At 60.6% G+C, this 23,624-nt stretch carries 21 protein-coding genes and 1 riboswitch; of the genes, 8 read left to right on the top strand and 13 right to left on the bottom strand.

The window, feature by feature from the left end:
• Positions 1 to 122: 122 nt before the first annotated feature.
• Together AWX27_RS00800 and AWX27_RS00795 are read left to right on the top strand one after the other, a co-directional pair.
• Entirely contained in the window at positions 123 to 857 is a 735-nt protein-coding gene (locus AWX27_RS00800; RefSeq protein ID WP_047730675.1) for a MurR/RpiR family transcriptional regulator, read from the top strand.
• A gap of 130 nt (positions 858 to 987) precedes the next feature.
• The gene (locus AWX27_RS00795; protein ID WP_087762786.1) at positions 988 to 2,424 is read left to right on the top strand and encodes a 6-phospho-beta-glucosidase; all 1,437 of its coding nucleotides are present in this window, start codon (positions 988 to 990) and stop codon (positions 2,422 to 2,424) included.
• A gap of 48 nt (positions 2,425 to 2,472) precedes the next feature.
• Here the strand turns inward: AWX27_RS00795 and AWX27_RS00790 are convergent, their stop codons facing one another.
• The 5 genes from AWX27_RS00790 to AWX27_RS00770 form a co-directional block, all read right to left on the bottom strand.
• Positions 2,473 to 3,810 carry a D-serine ammonia-lyase gene (locus tag AWX27_RS00790; protein ID WP_060418793.1) on the bottom strand — a complete coding sequence of 446 codons (1,338 nt, stop codon included), beginning with the start codon at positions 3,808 to 3,810 and terminating at the stop codon, positions 2,473 to 2,475.
• A 108-nt stretch (positions 3,811 to 3,918) separates the two neighbouring features.
• The gene (locus tag AWX27_RS00785; RefSeq protein ID WP_038871544.1) at positions 3,919 to 4,608 is read right to left on the bottom strand and encodes a VIT1/CCC1 transporter family protein; all 690 of its coding nucleotides are present in this window, start codon (positions 4,606 to 4,608) and stop codon (positions 3,919 to 3,921) included.
• A gap of 26 nt (positions 4,609 to 4,634) precedes the next feature.
• Positions 4,635 to 5,108 (bottom strand): VOC family protein, encoded by a 474-nt coding sequence (locus AWX27_RS00780; protein WP_060418791.1) that lies wholly within the window; start codon positions 5,106 to 5,108, stop codon positions 4,635 to 4,637.
• An 11-nt stretch (positions 5,109 to 5,119) separates the two neighbouring features.
• A complete protein-coding gene (locus AWX27_RS00775; RefSeq protein WP_060418788.1) occupies positions 5,120 to 5,470 on the bottom strand; it encodes a DUF1428 domain-containing protein in 351 nt (116 codons plus the stop codon).
• A 104-nt stretch (positions 5,471 to 5,574) separates the two neighbouring features.
• Complete coding sequence (locus AWX27_RS00770; RefSeq protein WP_060418786.1) at positions 5,575 to 7,017, bottom strand: GGDEF domain-containing protein; 1,443 nt, start codon at positions 7,015 to 7,017, stop codon at positions 5,575 to 5,577.
• 387 nt (positions 7,018 to 7,404) lie between these two features.
• Between AWX27_RS00770 and AWX27_RS00765 the strand changes: the two genes are divergently transcribed.
• Positions 7,405 to 9,543: a TonB-dependent siderophore receptor gene (locus tag AWX27_RS00765; protein WP_369819275.1), complete on the top strand. Its 2,139-nt coding sequence runs from the start codon at positions 7,405 to 7,407 to the stop codon at positions 9,541 to 9,543.
• A gap of 49 nt (positions 9,544 to 9,592) precedes the next feature.
• Here AWX27_RS00765 and AWX27_RS00760 read toward each other — a convergent pair whose 3' ends face one another.
• Together AWX27_RS00760 and AWX27_RS00755 are read right to left on the bottom strand one after the other, a co-directional pair.
• Positions 9,593 to 10,054: a GNAT family N-acetyltransferase gene (locus AWX27_RS00760; protein ID WP_060419689.1), complete on the bottom strand. Its 462-nt coding sequence runs from the start codon at positions 10,052 to 10,054 to the stop codon at positions 9,593 to 9,595.
• Positions 10,055 to 10,109: 55 nt separating this feature from the next.
• Entirely contained in the window at positions 10,110 to 10,925 is an 816-nt protein-coding gene (locus tag AWX27_RS00755) for an alpha/beta fold hydrolase (protein ID WP_060418784.1), read from the bottom strand.
• A 129-nt stretch (positions 10,926 to 11,054) separates the two neighbouring features.
• Between AWX27_RS00755 and AWX27_RS00750 the strand changes: the two genes are divergently transcribed.
• Positions 11,055 to 11,222, top strand: coding sequence for a hypothetical protein (locus tag AWX27_RS00750; RefSeq protein ID WP_164550866.1), 168 nt, complete (start codon positions 11,055 to 11,057; stop codon positions 11,220 to 11,222).
• Between the two features lie 46 nt (positions 11,223 to 11,268).
• Here the strand turns inward: AWX27_RS00750 and AWX27_RS00745 are convergent, their stop codons facing one another.
• On the bottom strand, positions 11,269 to 13,698 hold the full coding sequence (locus AWX27_RS00745) for a DUF3772 domain-containing protein (protein ID WP_060419687.1): 2,430 nt from the start codon (positions 13,696 to 13,698) through the stop codon (positions 11,269 to 11,271).
• A gap of 450 nt (positions 13,699 to 14,148) precedes the next feature.
• On the opposite strand from AWX27_RS00745, the gene AWX27_RS00740 reads away from it, so the two are divergent.
• The 3 genes from AWX27_RS00740 (at position 14,149) to AWX27_RS00730 (ending at position 17,279) form a co-directional block, all read left to right on the top strand.
• The gene (locus AWX27_RS00740) at positions 14,149 to 15,879 is read left to right on the top strand and encodes an ABC-F family ATP-binding cassette domain-containing protein (RefSeq protein WP_060418782.1); all 1,731 of its coding nucleotides are present in this window, start codon (positions 14,149 to 14,151) and stop codon (positions 15,877 to 15,879) included.
• Positions 15,880 to 15,926: 47 nt separating this feature from the next.
• On the top strand, positions 15,927 to 16,367 hold the full coding sequence (locus AWX27_RS00735; protein ID WP_060418780.1) for a GNAT family N-acetyltransferase: 441 nt from the start codon (positions 15,927 to 15,929) through the stop codon (positions 16,365 to 16,367).
• A 66-nt stretch (positions 16,368 to 16,433) separates the two neighbouring features.
• Entirely contained in the window at positions 16,434 to 17,279 is an 846-nt protein-coding gene (locus AWX27_RS00730; protein WP_060418778.1) for an inositol monophosphatase family protein, read from the top strand.
• Here the strand turns inward: AWX27_RS00730 and AWX27_RS00725 are convergent.
• From AWX27_RS00725 to AWX27_RS00710, 5 genes are all read right to left on the bottom strand, one after another.
• A complete protein-coding gene (locus tag AWX27_RS00725) occupies positions 17,222 to 18,598 on the bottom strand; it encodes a cation diffusion facilitator family transporter (protein ID WP_048234025.1) in 1,377 nt (458 codons plus the stop codon). The genes AWX27_RS00730 and AWX27_RS00725 overlap by 58 nt on opposite strands.
• Positions 18,599 to 18,624: 26 nt before the next feature.
• Positions 18,625 to 18,804: a hypothetical protein gene (locus AWX27_RS00720; RefSeq protein ID WP_004938106.1), complete on the bottom strand. Its 180-nt coding sequence runs from the start codon at positions 18,802 to 18,804 to the stop codon at positions 18,625 to 18,627.
• A gap of 109 nt (positions 18,805 to 18,913) precedes the next feature.
• Entirely contained in the window at positions 18,914 to 18,997 is an 84-nt protein-coding gene (mgtS, locus tag AWX27_RS24910; RefSeq protein ID WP_369803928.1) for a protein MgtS, read from the bottom strand.
• Positions 18,998 to 19,141: 144 nt separating this feature from the next.
• Entirely contained in the window at positions 19,142 to 20,164 is a 1,023-nt protein-coding gene (locus tag AWX27_RS00715; protein WP_049199101.1) for a magnesium transporter, read from the bottom strand.
• Positions 20,165 to 20,237: 73 nt separating this feature from the next.
• A riboswitch (M-box (ykoK) riboswitch) is annotated at positions 20,238 to 20,411 on the bottom strand.
• Between the two features lie 141 nt (positions 20,412 to 20,552).
• Entirely contained in the window at positions 20,553 to 22,172 is a 1,620-nt protein-coding gene (locus AWX27_RS00710; protein ID WP_060418776.1) for an ABC transporter substrate-binding protein, read from the bottom strand.
• Positions 22,173 to 22,581: 409 nt separating this feature from the next.
• On the opposite strand from AWX27_RS00710, the gene AWX27_RS00705 reads away from it, so the two are divergent.
• The gene (locus AWX27_RS00705) at positions 22,582 to 23,598 is read left to right on the top strand and encodes an iron ABC transporter substrate-binding protein (protein WP_060418774.1); all 1,017 of its coding nucleotides are present in this window, start codon (positions 22,582 to 22,584) and stop codon (positions 23,596 to 23,598) included.
• Positions 23,599 to 23,624 lie beyond the last annotated feature (26 nt).

Below are 23,624 nucleotides of genomic sequence, written 5' to 3'. Positions count from 1 at the left end.
GTGAACCCTGGGCCGCGCCTGACTGGTGCGGCTTTTCTTTTTGCCCGGCAGTGCCAGCGGCGGTGAATTTTGCTATGTTAACCCGCAGATAAGCTTCCCGTTTTCAGCCGCCGGACCGACTCATGTTTACCCATAAAGCAATCGCCGAGCTCAACGCCCTGGAGCTGATGGTTTATACCTACGTCAGCAAACACAAGAATCAAGTGATGTACATGACCATCCGCGAGCTGGCCGAGGCCGCCGGCGTGTCCACCACCACCGTGCTGCGGTTTTGCAAGAAAATGGGCTGTGACGGCTATTCGGAATTTCGCATCCGTTTCAAGCTGTACCTGGAACAAACCGATGCGCCGCCGGCCGATTCCGGCATCGGCGAAATCCTCAGCTTTTTTAAAAGCGTCAGCAACGAAGAGTTTAATCAGCTGATCGATCAGGCGGTGCACCATATCGCCGCCGCCGAGCGGATTATTTTCGTCGGTATCAGCACCTCAGGCGCGTTGGGGAAATATGGCGCGCGTTTCTTTTCCAACGTCGGGAAATTCAGCACCCACATCGACGATCCTTATTATCCCGTCAACAGCGACATGTATAAAAACGCGGTGGCGATCATGCTGTCGGTCACCGGCGAAACCGAAGAGATCCTGCGGCTGGCCAGCCAGTTCAGCCTGCACCACTGCAAGATCATCAGCATCACCAACAACGAAACCTCTTCACTGGCGAGGCTGGCGGACTTCAACCTCTCCTACCACGTTCCGCAGCATTTGATCGGCGGGCATCACAATATCACCACGCAGATCCCCGTACTTTACATTATTGAAACCATCGGTAAACGGCTCGGGCATATTAATTCGGCAAAATAAAACAGGCTGTTTTTTTATTGTGACAAATCACTTTCCACGGTGATTTGTTATATCGTGACATTTCTTTCGGTCTTGCTACTCTATTCTCAACGCAGCGTTATTACCCTTCATTAAATAAACCGATGAGACATTGACGATGAAACAGTTGCCGAAGGATTTTCTGTGGGGGGGCGCGGTTGCCGCGCACCAGGTTGAAGGCGGTTGGGATCGGGGCGGCAAAGGGCCCAGCATTGCCGACGTGCTGTCCGGCGGCTCGCACGGCGTGGATCGCGTGATGACCGACGGCGTGCTCGAGGGTTATCGCTACCCCAACCACGAAGCGGTGGATTTCTACGGCCGCTATAAGCAGGACGTGGCGCTGTTCGCCGAGATGGGCTTCAAATGCTTCCGCACCTCGATCGCCTGGACGCGCATCTTCCCGAACGGCGATGAAGCGACGCCAAACGAGGCCGGCCTGCAGTTTTACGACGACCTGTTCGACGAACTGCTGAAATACGGCATCCAGCCGGTGATCACCCTGTCCCACTTCGAAATGCCTTACCATCTGGTGAAGGCCTACGGCGGCTGGAAAAATCGCCGGGTGGTGGAGTTCTTCGTGCGCTTCAGCGAGGTGGTGATGCGCCGCTACCGCGAAAAAGTGAAGTACTGGATGACCTTCAACGAGATCAATAACCAGAGCAACTACCGCTATCCGCTGTTCGGCTACTGCTGCTCCGGCGTGGATTACACCCAGGAAGACAACCCGGAACAGGCGCTGTACCAGGTGTTGCACCACCAGTTCGTCGCCAGCGCGCAGGTGGTCAAACTCGGCCATCAGATCAACCCGGAATTCAAGATCGGCTGCATGCTGGCCTGCGTGCCGTTCTACCCGTATTCCTGCAAGCCGGACGACGTGATGTACGCCGTCGAGGCGATGCACCAACGCTATCTGTATACCGACGTGCAGATGCGCGGCTACTACCCAAGCTACCTGCTGCGCGACTGGGAACGCAAAGGGCTGAAAATCGAGATGCAGCCGCAGGACGCGCAGATCCTGCGCGAGGGCTGCACCGACTACATCGGCTTCAGCTATTACATGAGCAACGCCCTGCAGGCTAACGCGGTGGACGGCAGCGACGGCATGTTCGGCTTCCCGGGCAACGTGCCCAACCCGCACGTCAAAGCCTCCGACTGGGGCTGGCAGATCGATCCGGTCGGGCTGCGCTATTCGCTGAACGTGCTGTATGAACGCTACCAGAAGCCGCTGTTTATCGTGGAGAACGGCTTCGGTGCCTTCGACAAAGTGGAAGCGGACGGCCGGATCAACGATGACTATCGCATCGACTATCTGCGCGCCCATATCGAAGAGATGAAGAAAGCGGTGATTGAAGACGGCGTAGACCTGATCGGCTATACGCCGTGGGGCTGCATCGACTGCGTGTCGTTCACCACCGGCGAGTACAGCAAACGCTACGGCTTCATCTACGTCGACAAGCATGACGACGGCACCGGCACGCTCGAGCGTTCGCGCAAGAAGAGCTTCGACTGGTACCGCCGGGTGATCGCCAGCAACGGCGAACAGCTGTAACCGCACGGCAGGCAATCAGGGGCGATTTTCGCCCCTTTTTACTGCGCCTTATTCCGCCGCCTGCCCGGCGGCGAGATACTTCGCCATTTCCGCCGGCGGCACCATGCCGCCACCGGTCGCCCATACCAGGTGCGTCGCCTGCGCCAGACTCTCGGCGCTGATGCCTTGCTCGCTGAGCGCCTTCGCATGGGCTGCAACGCGCCACGGCCCGGCCATGCCGGCCAGCGCGGACGGCTCCAACTGAAGATGCTCGTGCTTGTCCAACAGCCCGAGCAGCGCAAACATCTCTTCGTCGCTCAGGGTGTAAAACGCGCTCAGCAGGCGCTCCATCGCCCTGCCGACAAAACCGGAGGCGCGCCCCACCGCCAGCCCGTCCGCCGCGGTGCGGTTGTCGATGCCGAGATCTTGCACCGCAATGCCGTCATGCAGCCCGCTGTAGACGCCGAGCAGCATGCAGGGCGAATGGGTCGGTTCGGCGAAAATACAGTGAACGTGATCGCCGAATGCCAGCTTGAGGCCAAACGCCACGCCGCCCGGCCCGCCGCCGACGCCGCACGGCAGATACACGAACAGCGGGTGCTGCGCGTCCACCACGATGCCCTGTTCGGCGAACTGCCGCTTCAGGCGGCCGCCGGCCACCGCGTAGCCGAGGAACAGAGTTTGCGAGTTTTCATCGTCGATAAAGAAACAACGCGGATCGTTCGCCGCCTGCTTGCGCCCCTGCTCGACCGCCACGCCGTAATCTTCGGCGTACTCCACCACCGTGACGCCGTTATCGCGCAGCTTTTGCTTCTTCCACGCCCGCGCATCTGCCGACATGTGCACGCTGACGTCAAACCCCAGCCGGGCGCTGATGATGCCGATGGATAATCCCAGATTGCCGGTCGAGCCGACGGCGATGCGGTACTGGCTGAAGAACTGACGAAATTCGTCGGAAAACAGCCGGGCATAGTCGTCTCCGGTCTGCAGCAGCCCCGCCTCCAGCGCCAGCGTCTCCGCGTGCGTCAGCACCTCGTAGATGCCGCCGCGCGCCTTGATTGAGCCGGAGATCGGCAGATGGCTGTCCTTTTTCAGCAGCAGCTTCCCGCCAAGCCGCAGCCCATAGCGCCGATCCAACGCCTGCTGCATGGCGGGGATCGCCACCAGCTCGGATTCGATGATCCCCCCAGTGGGCTGGGTTTCGGGAAAGGCCGCGACGAGATAAGGCGCGAAGCGCGCCAGGCGCTGCTCCGCTGCGGCGACGTCGGCGGCGGTCAGGCCGACATGGGGCAAGCCTGCGGCCAGCGTTGTCGCACGCGGATTGAACCAGGTGATAGGCTCGAGGGCGACCAGTCGTTGCAACAGCGGATGCTGCGCAACCCACGGTTGAATCTGTGATTTTTGCATAAATGTCCCTGACTGATTTGGCGTTGCCGTCACCATGCCGCGAACGCCGGCGGCTGACAAATGATAAATACTGAACTTGAGGTGCAACAGATTGATGCAAGCGCGGCGCTAGCCGGCCGCGACGCCAAACAGCATGCCGACGCCGGAGGAAACCGCCATCGCCAGGGCGCTCCAGATCAGGATACGCGCCACGCCCGGCAAGATCGGCGCACCCCCGGTTTTCGCGGCGATACCGCCGAGAATGCCAAGGGAAATCAGCGCCGATGCCACCAGCGCCGGCCGCGTCCAGGCAACCGGCACCCACAGCGCCACCAGCAGCGGCAACAGCGCGCCGAGAGAGAAACTGAGGGCCGATGCCAACGCGGCTTGCAGCGGCCGGGCGCGCGTGGCGGCGGAAATGCCCAGTTCGTCGCGCGCGTGGGCCTCCAGCGCATCATGCGCCATCAGCTTTTCCGCCACCTGCCGGGCCAGCGCCGGGTCCAGCCCGCGATGCACGTAGATAGACGTCAGTTCGCGGAACTCCCCCGGATAGTCTTCGAGCAGCTCCGCCTGTTCCTCGGCCAGCGCGGCCTTCTCGGTGTCCGCCTGCGACGACACCGACACGTACTCGCCGGTGGCCATCGACATCGCGCCCGCCACCCACCCGGCGACGCCGGCGATCATCAGCGCGGAATGCGAGGCGCTGGCCGCCGCCACGCCCAGCAGCAGGCTGGCCGTTGAGACGATGCCGTCGTTGGCGCCGAGCACCGCCGCCCGCAGCCAGCCGATGCGTTCAATACTGTGCCGCTCTCGATGCATCCTTTCTCTCCCACGTTCTCTTTCCGCTAGTCCCGCGCCGCCGCTTCCAGGCCGGCGATGTCGATTTTGCCCATCAGCAGCATCGCTTCCGTGACCCGCCGCACGCGCGCGGCGTCGGGGTCGTTCATCAGCTCGGTCAGGCGCCGCGGCACGATCTGCCAGCACAGCCCCCAGCGATCGCGCAGCCAGCCGCACTGCTCAGCCTCGCCGCCCTCGCTCAACGCATCCCACAGCCGGTCAACCTCCGCCTGATCGTCGCATTCCACCATCACGGAAAAGCTGTGATTGAACGGATCCAACGGCCCGGCTTCGATCGCCGCATAGCGCTGGTCGCCCAGGGTGAAGGAGGCCAGCTTCACGCTGCCGGCCGGGCCGCTCGGCGTATCCGCCGGCAGATCGGAAAACCAGTTCACGGACGAACCGGGGATCAGCGCGACGTAGCAATTCAGCGCCACCTCCATGTCTTTTTCAAACCACAGATGTTGCGTAATTCTGGCCATCGGCGCCTCCTTCAGGCATCGAGGATCGGCGCGAACCCGCCAAAGATCATGCGGTTGCCGTCAAACGGCATCTCGCCCAGCGCCTTCATGCGCGGATCGTTCATCATTTTCTGGTTGGCGGCGTCGCGCACCGCCTTGGAGGGGTACTCTATCCAGCTAAACACCACCACTTCGCCCTCCTGCGCCTTTACCGCGCCGCGAAAGTCGGTGAGTTTGCCGTCGGGCACGTCATCGCCCCAACACTCCACGATGCGCGTGGCGCCAAACTCTTTGAACAGCGGCGCCGCAGCGGCCGCCAGCCGGTGATAAGCCTCCTTGTTGGCGGCCGGCACCGCCACCACAAACCCGTCTACGTATTTCATCCTGGTATCCTCTTGTCTGATTAAGGACAGTCGGTTCAGCACGGGCGGCGTTGCCCGTGCCCCCTACCAGTTTAGACGGCGGGCGCGCGGCCCGGATCGGAAGTTCAGCGGCCAGGATCGTTCGGCGGGTAAGATTCCGGCGTGGCGACCCGGTTACGGCCGGCATTTTTCGCTTTGTATACCGCCAGATCCGCTAGTTTGAGCAGGTCGGCCAGGCTATGGCCGGAACCGCCCGGGCAGGTCACCATGCCGATGCTGACGGTGATCTGCAGCGGATGGCCGGCCGGCATGGTGATCGATTCCGCCTCAATGCGTTGCCGCAGCCGTTCGGCCAGCTGCAACCCCTGCTGCGGCTGGCCGAGCGTCGAGACGATGGCGAACTCTTCGCCGCCCATGCGGCCGAACAGATCGTTGACGTTCAGATCGGCGGCGATCGCACGGGTAAACGCCATCAGCGCCTGATCGCCACCGGCGTGGCCGAAACGGTCATTGATCGATTTGAAATAGTCGATGTCGAGCATCATGACGCACACCAGCTCGCCTTTCTGATCGATCACCCGCTCGCCGCGCTGCATAAACGCATTGCGCGTCAGCACGTGGGTCAACGCATCGTGATTCGCCACGTGCTCCAGCGTGCGTAACAACGCGTTGCGCGCATAGTTCATGCTGGCGACGGCGATCGGCCCCAGCGCCAGCAGCGCGATGCCCAGGCGCATGGATACCGCGTTCTGCAGCACCTTCATGTCGAGCGTGGTGCTAAGCAACCCGAAATCGATCGCCAGATGGCACCACAGCACGTAAACCAGCACCGCGATCATGGTGCTGAACAACGAAAAGGACATCGCCAGCCACAGCAGCACCGGCATCGGGAAGATCACCGCGCCGGGGCCGCCGATCAGCACGCTGCAGACCGCCGCCAGCGCCAGCAGCGCCAACACCGCCAGTTTCCCCCCCGCCTGCGGCCATTGGCTGCGCTGTATCAACATGGCGCAGGCCGCGCGCAGGCGATGTCGCCAATCGGCGGGAAACACCAGAATGAACGGCATCAGCGTGACGTAGTTGGTGAATTCAGATGAGAACCACAGCGCCAGCGAGGTCAAATAGGGCCTGCCGAACAACCACTGCGAGGCAACGGCCCCCACCAAGCCGGTAGCGGCGGCGGCGGCCAGGCAGATACCGAACAGATACATGCTGGACGCGCCGCATTGCAACATGCGCGCCGGCGGCGACAGCCGCATGAACAGCAGATAGCCCACCACCACGCCGGCCAGATTGGCGGCGTTCAGCAGCAGCGCTTTCTCCAACGCACTGCCGGTCAACAGATCCGCCGCCAGGTAGCCCAGCACCGCCATCCCCCAGCCGGCGCGCGTCGCCCACTGCGGGCGGCGCACCAAAACGGCCAGCAGCACGGCGTTAGCCGGCCAGAATATCGCCAGAAAACTGCCGGGCCGGCTCACGATGCCCAGCAGACACAGCGCGAACACCAGCAAAAAAATGCTGAGCGCGGGCCAGATTTTCCGGGTATCGGACAACGAGGTGGTTTGCATCTTGGATCCAGAGACTTCCGCTAGCGTAAGGTGACAGTCTTTGCGTGTCACAACCGTCGACGATGAGGAGAAGATAAACGGCCGACCCGCCTATTATTGCCAGTTTTGCCGGTCCGGACACCTGTTTATTCATCAAGGAAAAATATATTTGTGTATCAATATATTGACGACACTCGCCTATCTGGCGCAGAAACTGCCAAGGCATCCCGGCCGTCTTGATCATTATGGTCAATTCGTCGGATTTTTACCGGTAAAACCGCCGTCTTTTTCCTTGATGACAAAATAAAATCGGGCAATGCGCGGATCTCTCCTTTGCCCTCTATCCAAGCCCATTAAACGATAATTATAATGATAATCGTTATTATTTATTATTTACCATGGAATGATATGCACCAGTCAGTTCTTCGCCGCCCCAACAAAAACAAAAAAAATCACGTTTTCCGCTCGCTGCCCCTGATCGCCGGCCTGTTTCCCGCCCTGACGATCGCCGCCGCGCCCGACGCAAAAAAGGAAGACGCCATCACGGTGACCGCCACCGCCCTGCCTGCCGGCAGCTATAGCGCCGATACCGCCTCAACCGGCAGCAAAACCGCCACGCCAATCGGTGAACTGCCGCAATCGGTCAGCGTCGTCACCTCACAGGTGATTGACGACTTCCAGGTCAAAAGCGTCAATGACGCGATGAAATTCGTCAGCGGCGTCACCCAGGGCAACACGCTCGGCGGCACCGAGGATGGCTTCGTCAAACGCGGCTTTGGGGTTAACTCCGACGGTTCGGTGTTCATCGACGGCGTGCGCAGCAACCAAGGGCTGAGCATGGACGCCACCACCGATCGCGTCGAGGTGCTGAAAGGTTCCGCTTCGCTGCTGTATGGCATCCTCAGCCCCGGCGGCGTCATCAACCTGATCAGCAAAAAACCGCAGTATGACTGGAACACCCGCATTAGCGGCGCCACCAACAGCTTCGGCGGCGGCAGCGGCAGCGTCGATGTGACCGGCCCGCTGGGCGGCGGCTTCGCCTTCCGCCTGATCGCCGAGCGCCAGCACGAGGATTACTGGCGTAACTTCGGCAGCGACGAACACACGCTGATCGCTCCTTCACTCAGCTGGTTCGGCGACCAGGCTTCCTTTAACATCGCCTACAGCGAGTACAAATACGACATTCCTTACGATCGCGGCACCGCGTTTATCGACGGCAAACCGGTCGATGTGCCCTATAACCGCCGGCTGGATGACTACGCCAACCGCGCCTGGGGCAAGAACAAACGCCTGAACGCCCATTATGAATATGCGCTGGATCCGATCTGGACCACCCGCCTCAACTACGCCTGGCTGCAACGCCGTTACGACAGCAACGAAGTGCGCGCCACCGCGATCGACACCGCGACCGGCATCGTTTCGCGCCGCGCCGACGCCAACCGCGGCTTCAATCACCAGACCGATTATTATTCCTGGGATGTGACCGGTTCGCCGGAGGTGTTCGGCATGCAACACGACCTGCTGCTGGGCGTGGACTACGAAAAGAACCAGACTTACAAGGCCTACTCCTATCGCGGCAAAGTGTCGAAGACGTTCAACATGTACGATCCGGCGTATGGCGAAGCGCCCGTCACCGACAGCACCACCTACAACGACGCATTGAGCAACCTGCGCACGACGCTGTTCAGCCGCTCCCTGTACGCCAAGGACAGCATTCATCTCTCCGACCGGTGGATTGCGGTGCTCGGCGCACGCTATCAGTCGTATTACCAGAACAACAGCAACGGTTTCCAGAAGCCGAAAAATACGCTCAATGACAAAGACGATCAGTTTTTGCCGCAGGCGGGGCTGGTGTATAAGCTGACGCCGAACCTGTCTCTGTACGGTAACTACAGCCGTTCCTTCACGCCGTCCACCGCCATCGACGATAACGGCAACGTCGCCACGCCGGAAACCGGCACCACCTATGAGGTGGGCGGCAAATGGCAGATCGCCCCGGCGTTCGACGCCACGCTGGCGCTCTATCGTATTGATGAAAGCAATATGTCGATCTTTATCAACGGCGTGACCCGCAGCATTCCCAAGGCGCGATCCACCGGTGCTGAACTGGAGTTGAACGGCGAAGTGGCGCCCAACTGGGATCTCACCGCCAACTACAGCTACGACAAAACCGAGATCGTCGAAGACAACCTCAATCCGGCCAACGTCGGCAACCGGCTGGTCAACGCCCCGACCAACATGGGCGGCCTGTATCTCAGCCACCGCATGACGCTGCCGGTGGTGCCCGGCGAGGTGCGCGTGGGCGGCGGTGCGCGCTATGTCGGCCGCCGCGCCGGCGATCCGGAGAACAGCTTCACCATGCCGGCCTACACCGTGGCGGATGCCTTTGTCGCCTGGGACAGCAAGCTGCTTGGCAAACATACTCAGCTGAAACTGAATGTGAAAAACCTGTTTAACCGCGAATACTACGCCTCCAGCGCCGGTAACCTGCGCGTGATTGAAGGCGAACCGCGCAGCCTCAGCCTGCAGGCGACGGTCGATTTCTAACCCCCCATCTCCGGGCGCCGTTTGGCGCCCGTTTTCTTTTCGCCCGGCGTCAAAGCGCCTTGCGGTACATCACGAAACCGGGGCGCTCCGCCACCTTGTCATACAGCCGCATGGCGGTCTGGTTGGTTTCGTGGGTATTCCAATAAACCCGCGGCAACCCCAGCTGCTGCGCACGCTCGTAGACCGCCGCGATCAGCGCTCTCGCTACGCCTTTGCCGCGCACCGTCTCCGCAGTAAACAGATCCTGCAGATAACAGTTAGGCTGCAGCTGGGTGGTGCTGCGGTGCAGGAGGTAGTGCGTCAACCCGACCACCTGGCCCTGATGTTCCGCGACCAGCGCAAACATCGGTTCGTAGGCGTCGAAAAAACGCCGCCAGGTGGTCTGCGTCACCTCGTCCGGCAGCGCCGTTGCTCCCTCACGGCCGTAAAATGCGTTATACCCTTGCCACAGCGCCAGCCAGGCAGCGTAATCCCGCGCTTCCAGCGGCCTGACCACGATGCTTTCGCTCATGATGTCCTCTTCGATGATGTCAAAATGCCCCGCCTCCAGCATAGAACAACGCACGTCAACGCGCAGGCGGCGGCATCACATCGGCGAGAAAATCCAGCAGCGCGCGGTTGAACACCGCCGGCCGCTGCAGCGGCGCGAAGTGGCTGACGCCCGGCAGCGTCACCAGACGGGCACCGGGGATGCTGCCGCTCAGGTAGGCAGCATGCTCGGCGCGGATAAACTCATCGTGTTCGCTGTGAACAACCGTCACCGGCACACGAATGGCCGCCAATTCCTGCGCGGTGTAGTTCGGCTGGCTGCTCATCATCAGGCTCACGGCGGCGACAAATTCATCGAACTCCTGCGGCGTCGGCGACAGCGCGGCATAGTCCTGCACGTGGCGGGCGAAGCAGCGCTCGACGATCGGGTTGGCGGCCGGCGGTTTAACGCCGCTGGGATCCATATTGCAGCCGAAGAAAAAGACGCCGTCCACCCGCTGCGGCGCCCGATGGGCGGCGATAAGCGCGACGCAGGCGCCGTCGCTCCAGCCCGCCAGCGCGGCGTGCGGGATCCGCAACGCGTCCATCACCGCCAACAGATCATCGGCCATGCGATCGTAACGGTAAGGCCGGGCGTCGTGCGTGCTGCGCCCGTGCCCGCGGCTGTCGATGACCAGCACGCCATACCCGGCGGCCAGCAGCGCCGGCAGCTGATACCCCCAGTTGCCGCTGTGGCCCAGGCCGCCGTGCAGCAGGATCACCGTCGGCGCCACGCCATAGGCGGCATACCAGATGCGCGCCCCGTCATGTTCGACAAATCCCTGCCTGGACGTGGGCGGCAACGGCGGCGCGCCCTGCGCGGCAAAGCGGGTCAACTCGTCGTCGGTTTGCATCTTTTCCTCCTCATTCGCCGACGTTTTGCGCCAACAAGGCATCAAAGGAGTATAGATCGCCCCGGCGAGCGGTGCCGTTCGCTTTCCCGACATATACTTAAGGGAGGAATCGCAATGGAGGACGGTGAGATGAAGAAAATAATTCTCGTGTTTTTGATGCTGATGCTGAGCGGGTGTATCGGCGGCGGCGGCGGCCCGTCGAATGCGCCGTCGGCATCGCCGAATGAGCCTTATACCTGCACCAAATCCAGCGCCAACAGCGACTGCTCGCAATCGGTGGAGCCGTCGATGTACTAGCCGCGTTCGGCGGGCCGTCGCGTAAAGGCCCGCCGCCTTAGGGGGACTAGGAGGAGTGCTCCTCTTCGTTGGCTTGATATCGCGTCGCCTGCTGCTTCATAAACACCACTTCCTGCGGGCTGGACAGGCTCACTTCCTGCGCGCGCAGCAGCTTGAGGATATTGAACAGCAGTTCGCTCTTGGTGGCGCCGACCATGCGCGGGCTCGGCACGTAGCCGGTCACGCTCAGGATAATGCCGTCCGGCCCCAGCTGGCTGAAGCGCACGTAAGGCGCCGGCGTTTCCAGAATGGTTTCGTACTCGTTATAGGCGCTGAGCAAGATATTGCGCACCTGCTCCGGATCGATGGAGGTCGGGAACGTCAGCGCGATAGTCACCACTCCTTGCGCGTTGCCCATGGTGGCGTTGCGCACGTTCTGCGAGATCAGCTGCGAGTTCGGTACGATCATGGTGGAACGGTCGCTGAGCTGGATTTCGGTGGCGCGCACGTTGATGCGCCGCACGTCGCCTTCCACGCCGCCGATGCCGATCATGTCCCCCACCTTCACCGGGCGTTCGGTCAGCAGGATCAGGCCGGAAATAAAGTTCTTCACGATCTCCTGCAAACCGAAACCAATACCGACCGACAGGGCGCTGACGATCCACGCCAGGTTGCTCCACTGGATGCCCAGCGCCGCCAGGGTGATCAGAATCACCAGCACATAGCCGATATTGCTGAACAGCGTCACCAGCGAGGCGCGAATGCCGACGTCCGAGATGGTTTTCGGCAGCAGTTCAGACCCCAGCCAGCGCCGCACCGCGCGTAAAATATAGATGCCGATCGCCAGGCAGATCACGGCGTTGAGCAGGTTGCCGGGCACGATGTTGAAACGCTGCAGCCCTTCACCGGTCAGGATGGAGACGATTTTCTCCATCAGCGAGCCCGGCGTGGTGCTGCCGAACGAGCCGTTGAACAGCGCGACGATCATCAACAGCAACAGGGAACATTTGGCCAGCGCGGTGGTGATGATCGACATCTGCTCCAGATGGCGATCCTTGAAGCTGAGCGTTTTCTTCAGCATCTTGCCGCTGACGGTCTGCGGCGAAAACAGCGCGGCGCACAAATCGGTGGCGAACAGCACCATAAAATAGAACGCCATCAGCACCAGCACCACCCAGATCAGCTGGTAGGTCAGGAAGCGGGCGAAGGCGATGTAGCCGATAAGCAGGGAAAACAGGATCACCATCGAACAGACCAGGGTGACGAGGTGCACCAGCCCGCCGACCAGCGTGCGTTTTTCCAGGTGCGCGCCCTGCTGTTCCAGACGGCGACGAATGCGCTGGCCGCGCAGCGGCGCCGCCAGCAGCACCATGCCGATCAACCCCGCCACCAGGCCGTTGCCGAAAATGGTGGTGGCCAATGAAGCGCTGACGACGTTGTTGATCAGCTCCACGGTGCCGAACGCCAGCGCCAGGCCGGCCAGCAGCGGCGAGAAGTAACGCAGCCCGGCGGCCACGTCGTTATCCATGGACGCCAGACGCCACGACGGGCGATTCAACGACAGCGCAGCACGCCCCAGCCCGGCGATCAGCGCGCAGAAAATCCCCAGACGGTTGAAACCTTCCGCGAAATCCTCCAGCGTCACCGGCAGCGGCTGCACGCGCACAAAAACGTAATACAGCAGGTTCAGCGCGATGGAGGTGGTGATCACCGTCACCGCTACGGTGACGATCGCCATAAAGCTGCGGCGCAGGCGCCCGTCCGGCAGGAAACGGATGCTGACCCAGGCGAGAAAACGCTCGGAGAAATAGCGCCCCCAGGACCAGACAATCACCGCCAGCGCCAGCAACGCCAGCGTGCCGTACCGCCACTCGTCCTGCCAACTGGCGTCCCAGGCCGCTTTCATCTCGGCGTTGAACTGATCCAGCCGCTGTACGTCATTCTCGGACGGCTGCAGCACCGGCGCCCAGAATTTGATCCCCAAAATGCTGCCGGTATTCAGCGCCAGCTGGGTTTTAAACGCCACCCGGCGCAGATCGCCAATCTGCTGCCCCAGATCGAAGGCGCTGCTCTTGATGGCCTGCGCGCGTTTCACCGCGTCATCCAGCAGCTTTTTGCTGTTGTTCAGCGCGTTACGCTGCTGGGCCACCGCCGGGGTTTCCGGCAGCGCGCCGGCCGCCGGGGCCGGCCCCAGGACGTCCAGCTGCGCTTTCAGTTTGTCCTGCTCGGGCTGCAGATCGGTGGCAAGTTTTTCCATGCCGGCGACCAGATCGTCGGTCGCCAGCCGCAGTTTGCTGAGCTGGGTATCGGTGGTCGCTTTGGAAACCAGCTGCTTCATGCTGTCCAACTGCTTTTGCGCGGCTTTCAGCTGCGTGGTGGGATCGGGCGCGCTTTCGGCGGCGGGATCATCCTGGGTAGCGGCGACGGCGGCGAGCGGCGTCAGCTGCAAACCCAACAGCAATAACAACAACAGCAGGAACGGGCGAGGCTTTAACATAAATTCAGTGCTCAGCATCATTATCTGATAGACAGACGAACAGGCGGCGGATGAACCGTCGCTTAACCATAAACGCTAATTATAATAGCTGCTTAATGTCGGCCGAAATACAGTAATTATTCCCATTGTGTGCCACGCGCGCCCACCGGACTTAGCCTGCTGATTATTCAGGCGCTTTTACACTGGCGGCGCGGCGCAAAGCGCTCTATACTCCTGCCACCGATTAACCTGCAACCAATAAAAGGAGACTTACTATGCTGACGTGTGAATTGTTTTTTCACTCACACTTCTTTGGTAATCGTCGCCGCTCAAGCATTACCGGTATCGTGCTGCGATAACCCAGCTTGAGCGAAGCTTACTAAAATCCAGGATCTTCCCTCCGGCTTACCGGGTTGTCGTCAGCGATGTTTGACGATAGGCATTGTCATGCCTGTAACTCTTGAGTAAGCAATGAGCACACTACTGTCTGCACAATCTGTCGGTTACGACAACGCGTTCGGCGTCCTGCTGAGCGAGATTTCCTTCAGCCTGAAAAAAGGCGATCGCATCGGTTTGATCGGCGACAACGGCTGCGGCAAAAGCACCCTGCTGCAACTGCTCAGCGGCGCCCTGCCCATCCACAGCGGAACGGTGACATTGTCACACCAATGCCTGATGGCGCGCATCGAACAACACCTGCCGCCTGAGCTGCACGCCAGCACCCTGCTGGATGCGGTACTGGCGCAATTGCCCGCGGGCCAACACCTCAGCGAACGCTGGCGCTGTGAAGCGCTGCTTGCCGAGCTGGGGTTTGAACCGACGAGCTGGACGTTGACCGCCGGCACCCTCAGCGGCGGCCAGCACACCCGCCTGCTGCTGGCGCGCGCGCTGATCCGCCAGCCCGATCTGCTGCTGCTCGACGAACCCAGCAACCACCTGGATCTGCCCACGCTGCTGTGGCTGGAGCAGTTCTTGCGCAGCTGGAGCGGCAGCTTCGTGCTGGTATCGCACGATCGCTATCTGCTCGATCAGGTGACCAACTGTACCTGGATCCTGCGCGATAAAACGCTGCAGTTCTTCCGTTTGCCCTGCTCCGCTGCGCGCGCCGCACTGGCGGAACAGGACGCTGCGGACGAGCATCGGCGCCAGGCCGAGCAAAAAGAGATAGACCGGGTGGAAAAAAGCGCCAAACGCCTGGCGACCTGGGGCAAGGTCTATGACAACGAAGATCTGGCGCGCAAAGCCAAGCAAATGGAAAAGCGCGTCGATCGGTTGAAGGAAGAACAGACCACCCTGACCGCCGGTAGCCCGTGGCGGCTGCGATTACAGGGAGAGGCGCTGGACGCCGATCGCCTGCTGGCGCTGCCGCAATGGACCGTGCGCCCGGCGCCGGATGCGCCGGTGCTGTTCAGCCTGGAGCATCTGCGCGTCAAAAGCGGCGATCGCATCGCCATCGTCGGGCGCAACGGCTGCGGGAAATCGTCGCTGCTGCGCTTGCTGTGGCAGGCGTATCAGCACCCTGCGGAACGCCCGGCGATCTTCCACCCGCGCGTGCGCATCGGCTATTACGATCAGAGCCTGCAACAGCTGCGCGATGAAGACACGTTGAGCGAAGCGCTGGCGCAGTTTGCGCCGCTGACCGAGGAACAGCGGAAAATGGCGCTGATCGGCGCCGGTTTCCCTTACCTGCGCCACCATCAGCAGATCCGTTCGCTGAGCGGCGGCGAGCGTTCGCGGCTGCTGTTCGTCGGCCTGACGCTGGCCAACCATTCGCTGCTGCTGCTGGACGAGCCCACCAACCACCTGGACATGGCAGGCAAAGAAGAGCTGGCGGAAACGCTGCGCCAGTTCGCCGGCGCCGTCATATTGGTCACCCATGACCGGATGCTGATCGAACAGAGCTGCAACCGCTTTTGGCTGATCGACCAGCAAAAACTGGATGAGTGGCACGATCTGGCGCCGGTGTATCAGCGCCTGGCGGGCGAAGCGCCGGCGCTGCCGACGGCGGACAAGGCCAACGCAGGCGGTCCGACGCCGGATGAGCGACTGGAAGGCGAAGAAGCGCTGTTGACCACCCTGTTTGCCCTCGAAAGCAAACTGGAGGACGACCTGGCGCGCAAGCCGAAGCACCAGAAACCGGCGCTTCAGGCGCGCTGGCGCCGCGAGATTGCCGACATCACCGCCCGGTTGAATCTAGGCTAACCTTGACAGGCCGCCCTCCGGCGGCCTGTTTTTTGACGGAGTTCGACATGGCATTTTCCCTTGAGCAGGCTACACACGCGCAGCGGCCACTGCTGGCGGTCATGCTGTCCGATTGCCTTCGCGAGCTGGGCGCCGATGGCGATTACCCCTATCTGCCGCTCTACTGGCGCGAGGTCGGCCGCTACCCCTATTTGATTTTGAGCGATCGGCAAACGGCCGGTTTCGCGTTGGTCCGGCGCCTGGACAGCGCCACCGTCGAAATGGCGGAGTTCTACGTCAAGCCCGAGTGGCGGCGCATCGGGCTGGGGCAACGGGCCGCCCACGCCTTGTTCGCGCAACATCCCGGCGGCTGGTCGCTGTCGGTCAGCCCGGATAATCCGCGCGGGCTGGCGTTTTGGCGCGCGGTAATACCGGCCGGGGCCACGACCGAACCGCTATCGGCCCCCGATGCCATAATGCAGCTGCGTTTTTCATCCCCGCCGCGCTGAGCGACACATTACCTTCATCCTTTTATGGCAGGGTAACCCGATTCGTTCTTTGCTATCGAGCCTGCCATGACTTCACTTTCCCCACGGGACATCGAGGCGCGCTACCGCTTTGCGCGTGAGATCGCCCGCGCCGCCGCCGATCTCGCTTTCAGCTTTTATCAACGGCGGCAAACTCTGGCTGTCGACTTCAAACAGGGGCTGCAGGACGTGGTCAGCGAGGCCGATCGCCGCGTCGAAGCGCTGATCCGCCGCATGATCAGCCGCCGCTTTCCTCAGGACGGGTTTCTCGGCGAGGAAAGCGGCAGCACCGGCGAAAACGCCGCCTGCGTTTGGGTCGTCGATCCGATTGACGGCACCGCCTGCTTCCTGAACGGATTGCATACCTGGTGTATCGCGATAGGCGTGGTGATCGACGGCGAGCCGACGATAGGCGTGGTCTACGATCCCAACCACCGCGAGATGTTCCGCGCCTGTCGCGGCCACGGCGCCTTTCTCAACGGGGAGCCGATCGGCGTGCATGCCGGGCGCAGCGTCGCGGATGGCGTGATGGGCGTCGGGATTTCACCGCGCGCTTCAGCGGCGGAATTCAGCGGCTTTCTCTGTCGCCTGCTGCAGGCGGGAGGGATGTTTGTGCGCAGCGGCTCCGGCGCGTTGATGACCGCCCAGGTGGCCGCCGGTCGGCTGCTGGGCTATTACGAACCGCACATGAATGCCTGGGACAGCCTGCCTGGCTGGGTGCTGACGCGCGAAGCCGGCGGCGTGGCGAATGACTTTATGCACAACGACGGGTTGCGGCGCGGCAACCCGCTGCTGCTGGCCAACGCGGCGCTCTACCCGCAGTTGGTCGAACTGATTCAAATGCCAGGCTTGATCGGCTCGACGTGCCCTATCGCGCGCGTGATGGCAGGATAAAGCGAGCGCAGCCGGCGCTCGACCCGATCGACCGCATCGTGCGCGGCGGCGATGGTGACCGCCGGCGACACCCGGCAGTGGAAGTTGACGATGATGCCCCCGTCGGTCTTGCGCGCGCGGACGTTGTGTACGTCTTGCACGCTCTCTCCCTGCTCCAGCGCCGACTGCAGGATGCGGCGAATATCGGCCAGCTCCGTCGCATCGACATCCTCGCTGGTCAGCCAATGCGGCGTCTGCGGCTCCAGGTGCGTCTCTATCTCGGTGTCTTCACCGATCGCCTGGCGCAGGATCCCCTCTATCTCCGTGGCAATGTCATGCGCCTGCGCCACGCTGGCGTTGGCCGGCACCGCCAAATCCATGCCGATCGCCATGCGCGTCGGCAGCTGCTGCAAGGTCACATTCTGCACCTGCGCGCCGTGGTTGGCGGCGATCGCCCGAATGCGCGTCGCCATGTCTTCATCGCTGCGGGTCTGCGGCACCGCGATGACGGTAAATTCCGCGCTGGCGTACTGCTCCCGCAGCCGCTCAACGATCTCTCGCTTCAGCGCGTCGATGCGTTCCAGCGGCAAGGTGCGGCACACCGCCACCGTGATTTCGACGAACAGCACCGCACCGGCGTTGCGAATGCGCACGCTGTCGCAGGCCAGCACCGCCGGAAAACTTGCCAGCGTGGCGCGGATCGCCTCAGTAGCCCCGGCCGGCGCGGCATCCATCAACGAGTCGAAGGAGCGTTTGCCCAGTTTGATCGCGGCGACAAAGATAAAGCCGGCGACGATCAGCGCGGCGATGGCGTCCGCGCGGCCAAAGCCCAGCAGCACAAACACCATGCCCAGCAGCACCACGCCGGACGAAAGCATATCGGAGAAGAAATGCAGCGCATCCGCTTCCAGCGCCGCGCTGTCGGTCGCTTTGGCGACGCGGTTGAGCGCCCGCACGCGGAAGAAATCGACGCAGATGGAAATGAGCAGCACCGCAATCACCACCGGCGCGGCGACGATCTCATGCGGTTGCCCGAGCAGGCTGCTGCCGGCCTCATAAACGATCCAGCCGGCGGCGCCCAGCAACAGCAGCACCTCGAACAGCGCCGCCAGGTTTTCCACCTTGCCGTGGCCGAAGTGATGATCGTCATCGGCGGGCTTATCGCTGATGCGCACCGCCAGCCAGGTGATGCTGGTGGCGATAAAATCGGTAAAAGAGTGGATCCCTTCGGATATCAGGCCAATACTGCCGGTAAAAATACCGGCGACGAACTTGCCCGTAGCCAGTAACCCGCTGGCGATCATCGAGTTTCTGGCCACGGCCTGTTTTTCATTCTGCATTATGCTGCTCACATTCGGACGGTGATTTATTTTTTTACTTTAGAGGATAATTGCCAGACAAAGGCGATCAGCAGCATACTGCCAGAAAATGTCAGCATGAGGCTAGTAAGAAAATTGGATTTTCCGGTGGAATAAAAATAAATCTCATTAACGCCCACCGAGATCATTAAAATGGCGTAGAGCAATCCCAGAATAAGAATCGTCATTATTATCAACTCCCGTATCAGGCCGCGCGTTCGGCGCGCCGCTAAAAATCCTCCCCATAATAAATAGCGGTTACGGGGAGGATGCATCTAGGCGGATCTTTTGCGTTCATCAATCATCCCATTTGGTGCTCATATAGGCCGCTAACAGGCCCAGTGAGCTGATCATTGCCAGGAATCCCATAAAAATAGTCATGTTTCCCATTATTTTGTCCTCAGGTTAAATGTTATCGATAAAAGCCCCTTGCGTTAAATATCGGGGTTGGTCGGTATCCATGTTTTTTAACGTCCTCCTCATTAAGGCTTTACATCTCCGCCCGCAACATCGGGCGGAGCGCGGTTAAATACCCAATACCTGCTGGGCAATTTTGAAATAAATAATCAGGCCGGTGCCGTCGATAAAGGTAGCGATAAACGGCGCCGATACCACCGCCGGATCGATGCCGAGACGTTTCAACAGCATCGGAATGATCGACGAGACAATCGCGCTCCACACGGTGATTGCCACCAGCGACAGGCTGACCACCAACGTCACCTCCATGCCGACGCCCATGATCCAGGCGCGTACCCAGGCCGCCAGGCCAATGGTGACGGCGATCAGCAGCGAGGTCGTCACTTCCTTGCGGATCACCGCGCCCAGGTTGCGCAGGCTGACCTCACCCAGCGCCATGGCGCGCACCAGCGTCGAGGTGATCTGGGTGCCGCTGTTGCCGCCGGTGCCGATCAGCAGCGGGATGAAGAACGCCAACGCGATCGCCGCTTCGAGCTGATCTTCAAACGCCTTCAGCACGTTGCCGGTGTAAGCTTCGGCGACGAACAGCATCAGCAGCCACACCGATCGTTTACGCCACAGCGCCCACGGGCTGGTCTCCAGATAAGGCTTGTCCAGCGGCAGGCTCGCGCCCTGGCGCTGCGCGTCTTCGGTGTTTTCATCCTCGACCAGGCGGGCGATCTCTCGCTCCCCCAGCACGCCGACCAGCGTGTTGTTCGCCACGACCGGCACCACGTCCAGGCCGCCCTTGCCGAGCAGATGCGCCACGTCGTTGCGATCGTCGTCGGGCGAAACCTGAAAATAGCTGTGGTCCATCATCACGCCGACCGCTTTATCCTGCTCGTCGCACTGCAGCAGTTTTTTCACCGACAGCGTGCCGCGCAGATGATAATCGTCCGCGGTAATAAATACCCGGGTGGGAATTTCGTCCGTTTTTAGCTGTGAAAGTAAATATTCCCGGGCATGATTGACCGTCATCGTCGCGGGAACAGTAATAAAATCGGCGTTCATATAGCCGGCGACCGAGGTCTCGTCGAGAGTTTCAGTCGCGCTCAGCGCCGGAGAAGAATAATGTTGATGTGACTTGATCATTGTCAGTCCCTATTTCTGTTTTGAACTTCAACAGCGAATCGCATAGGGGCGTAACCACAGAGGGAGTGCAGACTGCCTATCTCCGCGTCCAGGTTTTAGCACTATACAACGTATCCGAACTGTTGCTCGGAAGTTACTTTGGGCTGAACCTTAATCCGATAAAGCCTGTCTTAACCTTGGGCATCTCTCGATGTCGTCAGATCAGTAACCTGTGTTTGTATAGGAGCCTCGCCAAACGAGATACTGCATATAAACTACCGGCGCAGTATAGGCGGTGTTTTCTTCAGCGGGAAGAAAAGATTGCCCGTCGTTTATGGAGTATTTAGGATAATGTTATTAAACACGAATCTATAAAAACGGCTGATATAAATCAGCCGTTTTTTATTTCTCAGTGCTCGAGAAGATAGACGTTTTTATCGTACAAGGCGCCCTGACGGGTAAAGTCGATCCCCTTCACGTAAGGTTTAATGAGCGTGGCGTTAGCCTCGTAGTACACCGGTGCCACCGGCGTATCGGCGGCCAGCACCGCCTCAGCCTGCTGGAAATATTGTTGCACCTGCTGCGGCGTCTGCGCCGCCGTCGCCTGATGCAGAATGCGGTCATAGTCCGGGTTATGGTATTTGGGGCTGTTCTCGCTGCTGTCGGAACGGAACACGTTCAGGAAGGTGGATGGATCGTTGTAATCTGCCAGCCAGCGGGTAAAGGCCACGCCGTACTGCCCGCGGTTGATATTATCCAGCGTCACTTTACGCTCCTGGCTTTGCAAGCTGGCCTCTACCCCTAGGTTCTTTTTCCACATGGCGGCGGCGGCGATGACGATCTTCTTGATGGTGGCGTCATTGCTGTACAGCACGGTAAACCGCAGCGGGTTCTCGGCGTTGAAACCGGCCTGCGCCAGCAGTTGCTTCGCCTGGGCGTGCCGTTGTTCCGGCGTCCAGCCGGCCGCCGCGCCGGGCTGCAGGCTATAGCCGCCCGCCCCCGTTGGGGTAAAGGTCCAGGCCGGCTGTTGGCCGTATCCCAGCACCTTGCCGGCGATAATCTCTTTGTCCAGCGCCAGATTCAGCGCCTGGCGCACCCGCAGGTCGTTAAACGGCGCCTGGCGGTTGTTGAAGGCAAAATAACTGGTGGAGAGCAGCGGATAGGTCACCAGCTGTTGCTCACCGAGCGTTTTTTTCAGCTGCTGATACAGCTCCGGCGGCGTGGTATACCCCAACTCAACCTCGCCGGCGCGAAAACGCGCCACTTCCGGGAAGCCCTGTATCGGCAAGAACGTCACCTTGTTGAGCACGGTGTTGGCGTTGTCCCAATACTGCGGGTTACGCTCCACCACCACCTTTTCGTTCACCACCCACTGGCTGAGACGGAATGCGCCGTTGCCGACAAAATGCGCCGGTTGAGTCCAGTTCTTGCCGTACTGTTCCACCACCTTGCGGTTAACCGGCAAGACCGGAAAATGTACCAGCTGCTTGAGCAGGTAGGAGTTGGGCTCCGACAGCGTCACCTGCAGGGTATGCGCGTCCAGCGCCTTGACGCCCAGCTCGCTCGGCGGTTTGCTGCCGGCGTTGATCGCCGCCGCATTAAGCACGTAGGCCGAAGCCAGATAGCTGCCGTACGGCGACGCGGTTTTCGGATCGGTGAGGCGCCGCCAGCTGTAGACGAAATCGTCGGCGGTTACCGGATCGCCGTTCGACCATTTGGCCTGCGGCCGCAGATGGAAGGTCCAGACGTTGCCCTGATGCTCCCATTTCTGCGCCAGCGCCGGGATCGCTTCGCCGTCTTTACCGACGCGCAGCAAACCTTCGAACAGATCGTTGAAGATGTAGAACTCCACATTGCTCTCGGCCAGGTTCGGATCCAGCGTCGCCGGTTCATAGCCGTTGGCGCGCACCAATTCCTGTACCGGCGCCAGTTTAGCGCCCGCCGGTACGTCGGCCGCCTGAGCTGCCGTCGCGTTAAAAGCCAGGAGGATTAAACCAGCCAGTTTCTTGCCATTAAATGAATATTTCACGTCGATATCCCTGATTAGTGTTTTATCGCGTTCAATATGCAATGTGGCAGTGGAATAAATTAAATCATTAATCGCTATGAGTCATAACCAAAAGCGGTGTTGAATTTCTTTCATTATCAATGAAGTAGTGGCGGAAACAGGCTAAAGCAAGCGGGAGGGCGCGGCGGCCGGCATCGCCGAACAGGAACGTCGCGAACCGCCAGTGAAATAAATTCAGGCAATCAATACAGATTATTCCAGCCAAAACTTAACTTATCCTTAGGGCAATTCATTTTGTGAGCGATCGTCAAAAATAATTTAATACGAATCGTTTTCACTATCATTATTGATGTTCTTGGCTAAAATCGGGCTGCTTGCGCTTGCCAGGCGATATTCGTTTTCCTCATTCGAACGCTAAAAGGATAACTGCATGAAGCTGCGTATTTCATCTCTCGGCCCCGTCGCCCTGCTCGCCTCCTCGATGATGCTGGCCTTCGGCGCTCAGGCGGCCTCGGCCGATCAGGGCATCGTCATTTACAACGCCCAACATGAAAACCTGGTGAAATCCTGGGTCGACGGGTTTACCAAAGACACCGGCATCAAGGTCACGCTGCGCAACGGCGGCGACAGCGAGCTGGGCAATCAGCTGGTGCAAGAAGGCAGCGCTTCGCCTGCCGACGTCTTCCTGACGGAAAACTCCCCGGCGATGGTGTTGGTGGATAACGCCAAGCTGTTCGCCCCGCTGGACGCCGCGACGCTGGCCCAGGTGGAACCGCAGTATCGCCCAAGCCACGGCCGCTGGACCGGCATCGCCGCCCGCTCTACCGTGTTCGTCTACAACCCGGCCAAACTGACCGAAGCGCAGTTGCCGAAGTCGCTGCTGGACCTGGCCAAGCCGGAATGGAAAGGCCGCTGGGCCGCCTCGCCGTCGGGCGCCGATTTCCAGGCGATCGTCAGCGCGCTGCTAGCGCTGAAAGGCGAGAAAGCGACGCTGGAATGGCTGAAAGCGATGAAAACCAATTTCACCGCCTATAAGGGCAACAGCACGGTGATGAAAGCGGTCAATGCCGGCCAGGTCGACAGCGGCGTGATCTATCACTACTACCCGTTCGTGGATGGCGCTAAAACCGGCGAGAACAGCAACAACATCAAGCTGTACTACTTCAAACATCAGGATCCGGGCGCGTTCGTCAGCATCTCCGGCGGCGGCGTGCTGGCTTCCAGCAAGCATCAGCAGCAGGCACAGGCGTTCATCAAGTGGATCACCGGCAAACAGGGCCAGGAGATCCTGCGCACCAACAACGCCTTCGAATACGCCGTCGGCGTCGGCGCGGCCTCCAACCCGAAACTGGTGCCGCTGAAAGATCTGGACGCACCGAAAGTAGACGCCGCGCAGCTGAACAGTAAAAAAGTGGTCGAACTGATGACCGAAGCCGGCCTGCTGTAAGGCCCGCCGGCAAACCGAGAGTTTTT

Origin of the sequence: Serratia sp. 2880STDY5682894 (assembly GCF_001537385.1) — a bacterium.
Classification (GTDB): domain Bacteria; phylum Pseudomonadota; class Gammaproteobacteria; order Enterobacterales; family Enterobacteriaceae; genus Serratia; species Serratia nevei.
The sequence above is the reverse complement of the archived record's forward strand: the minus strand, read 5'-3'. Positions and strand labels throughout refer to the sequence as shown.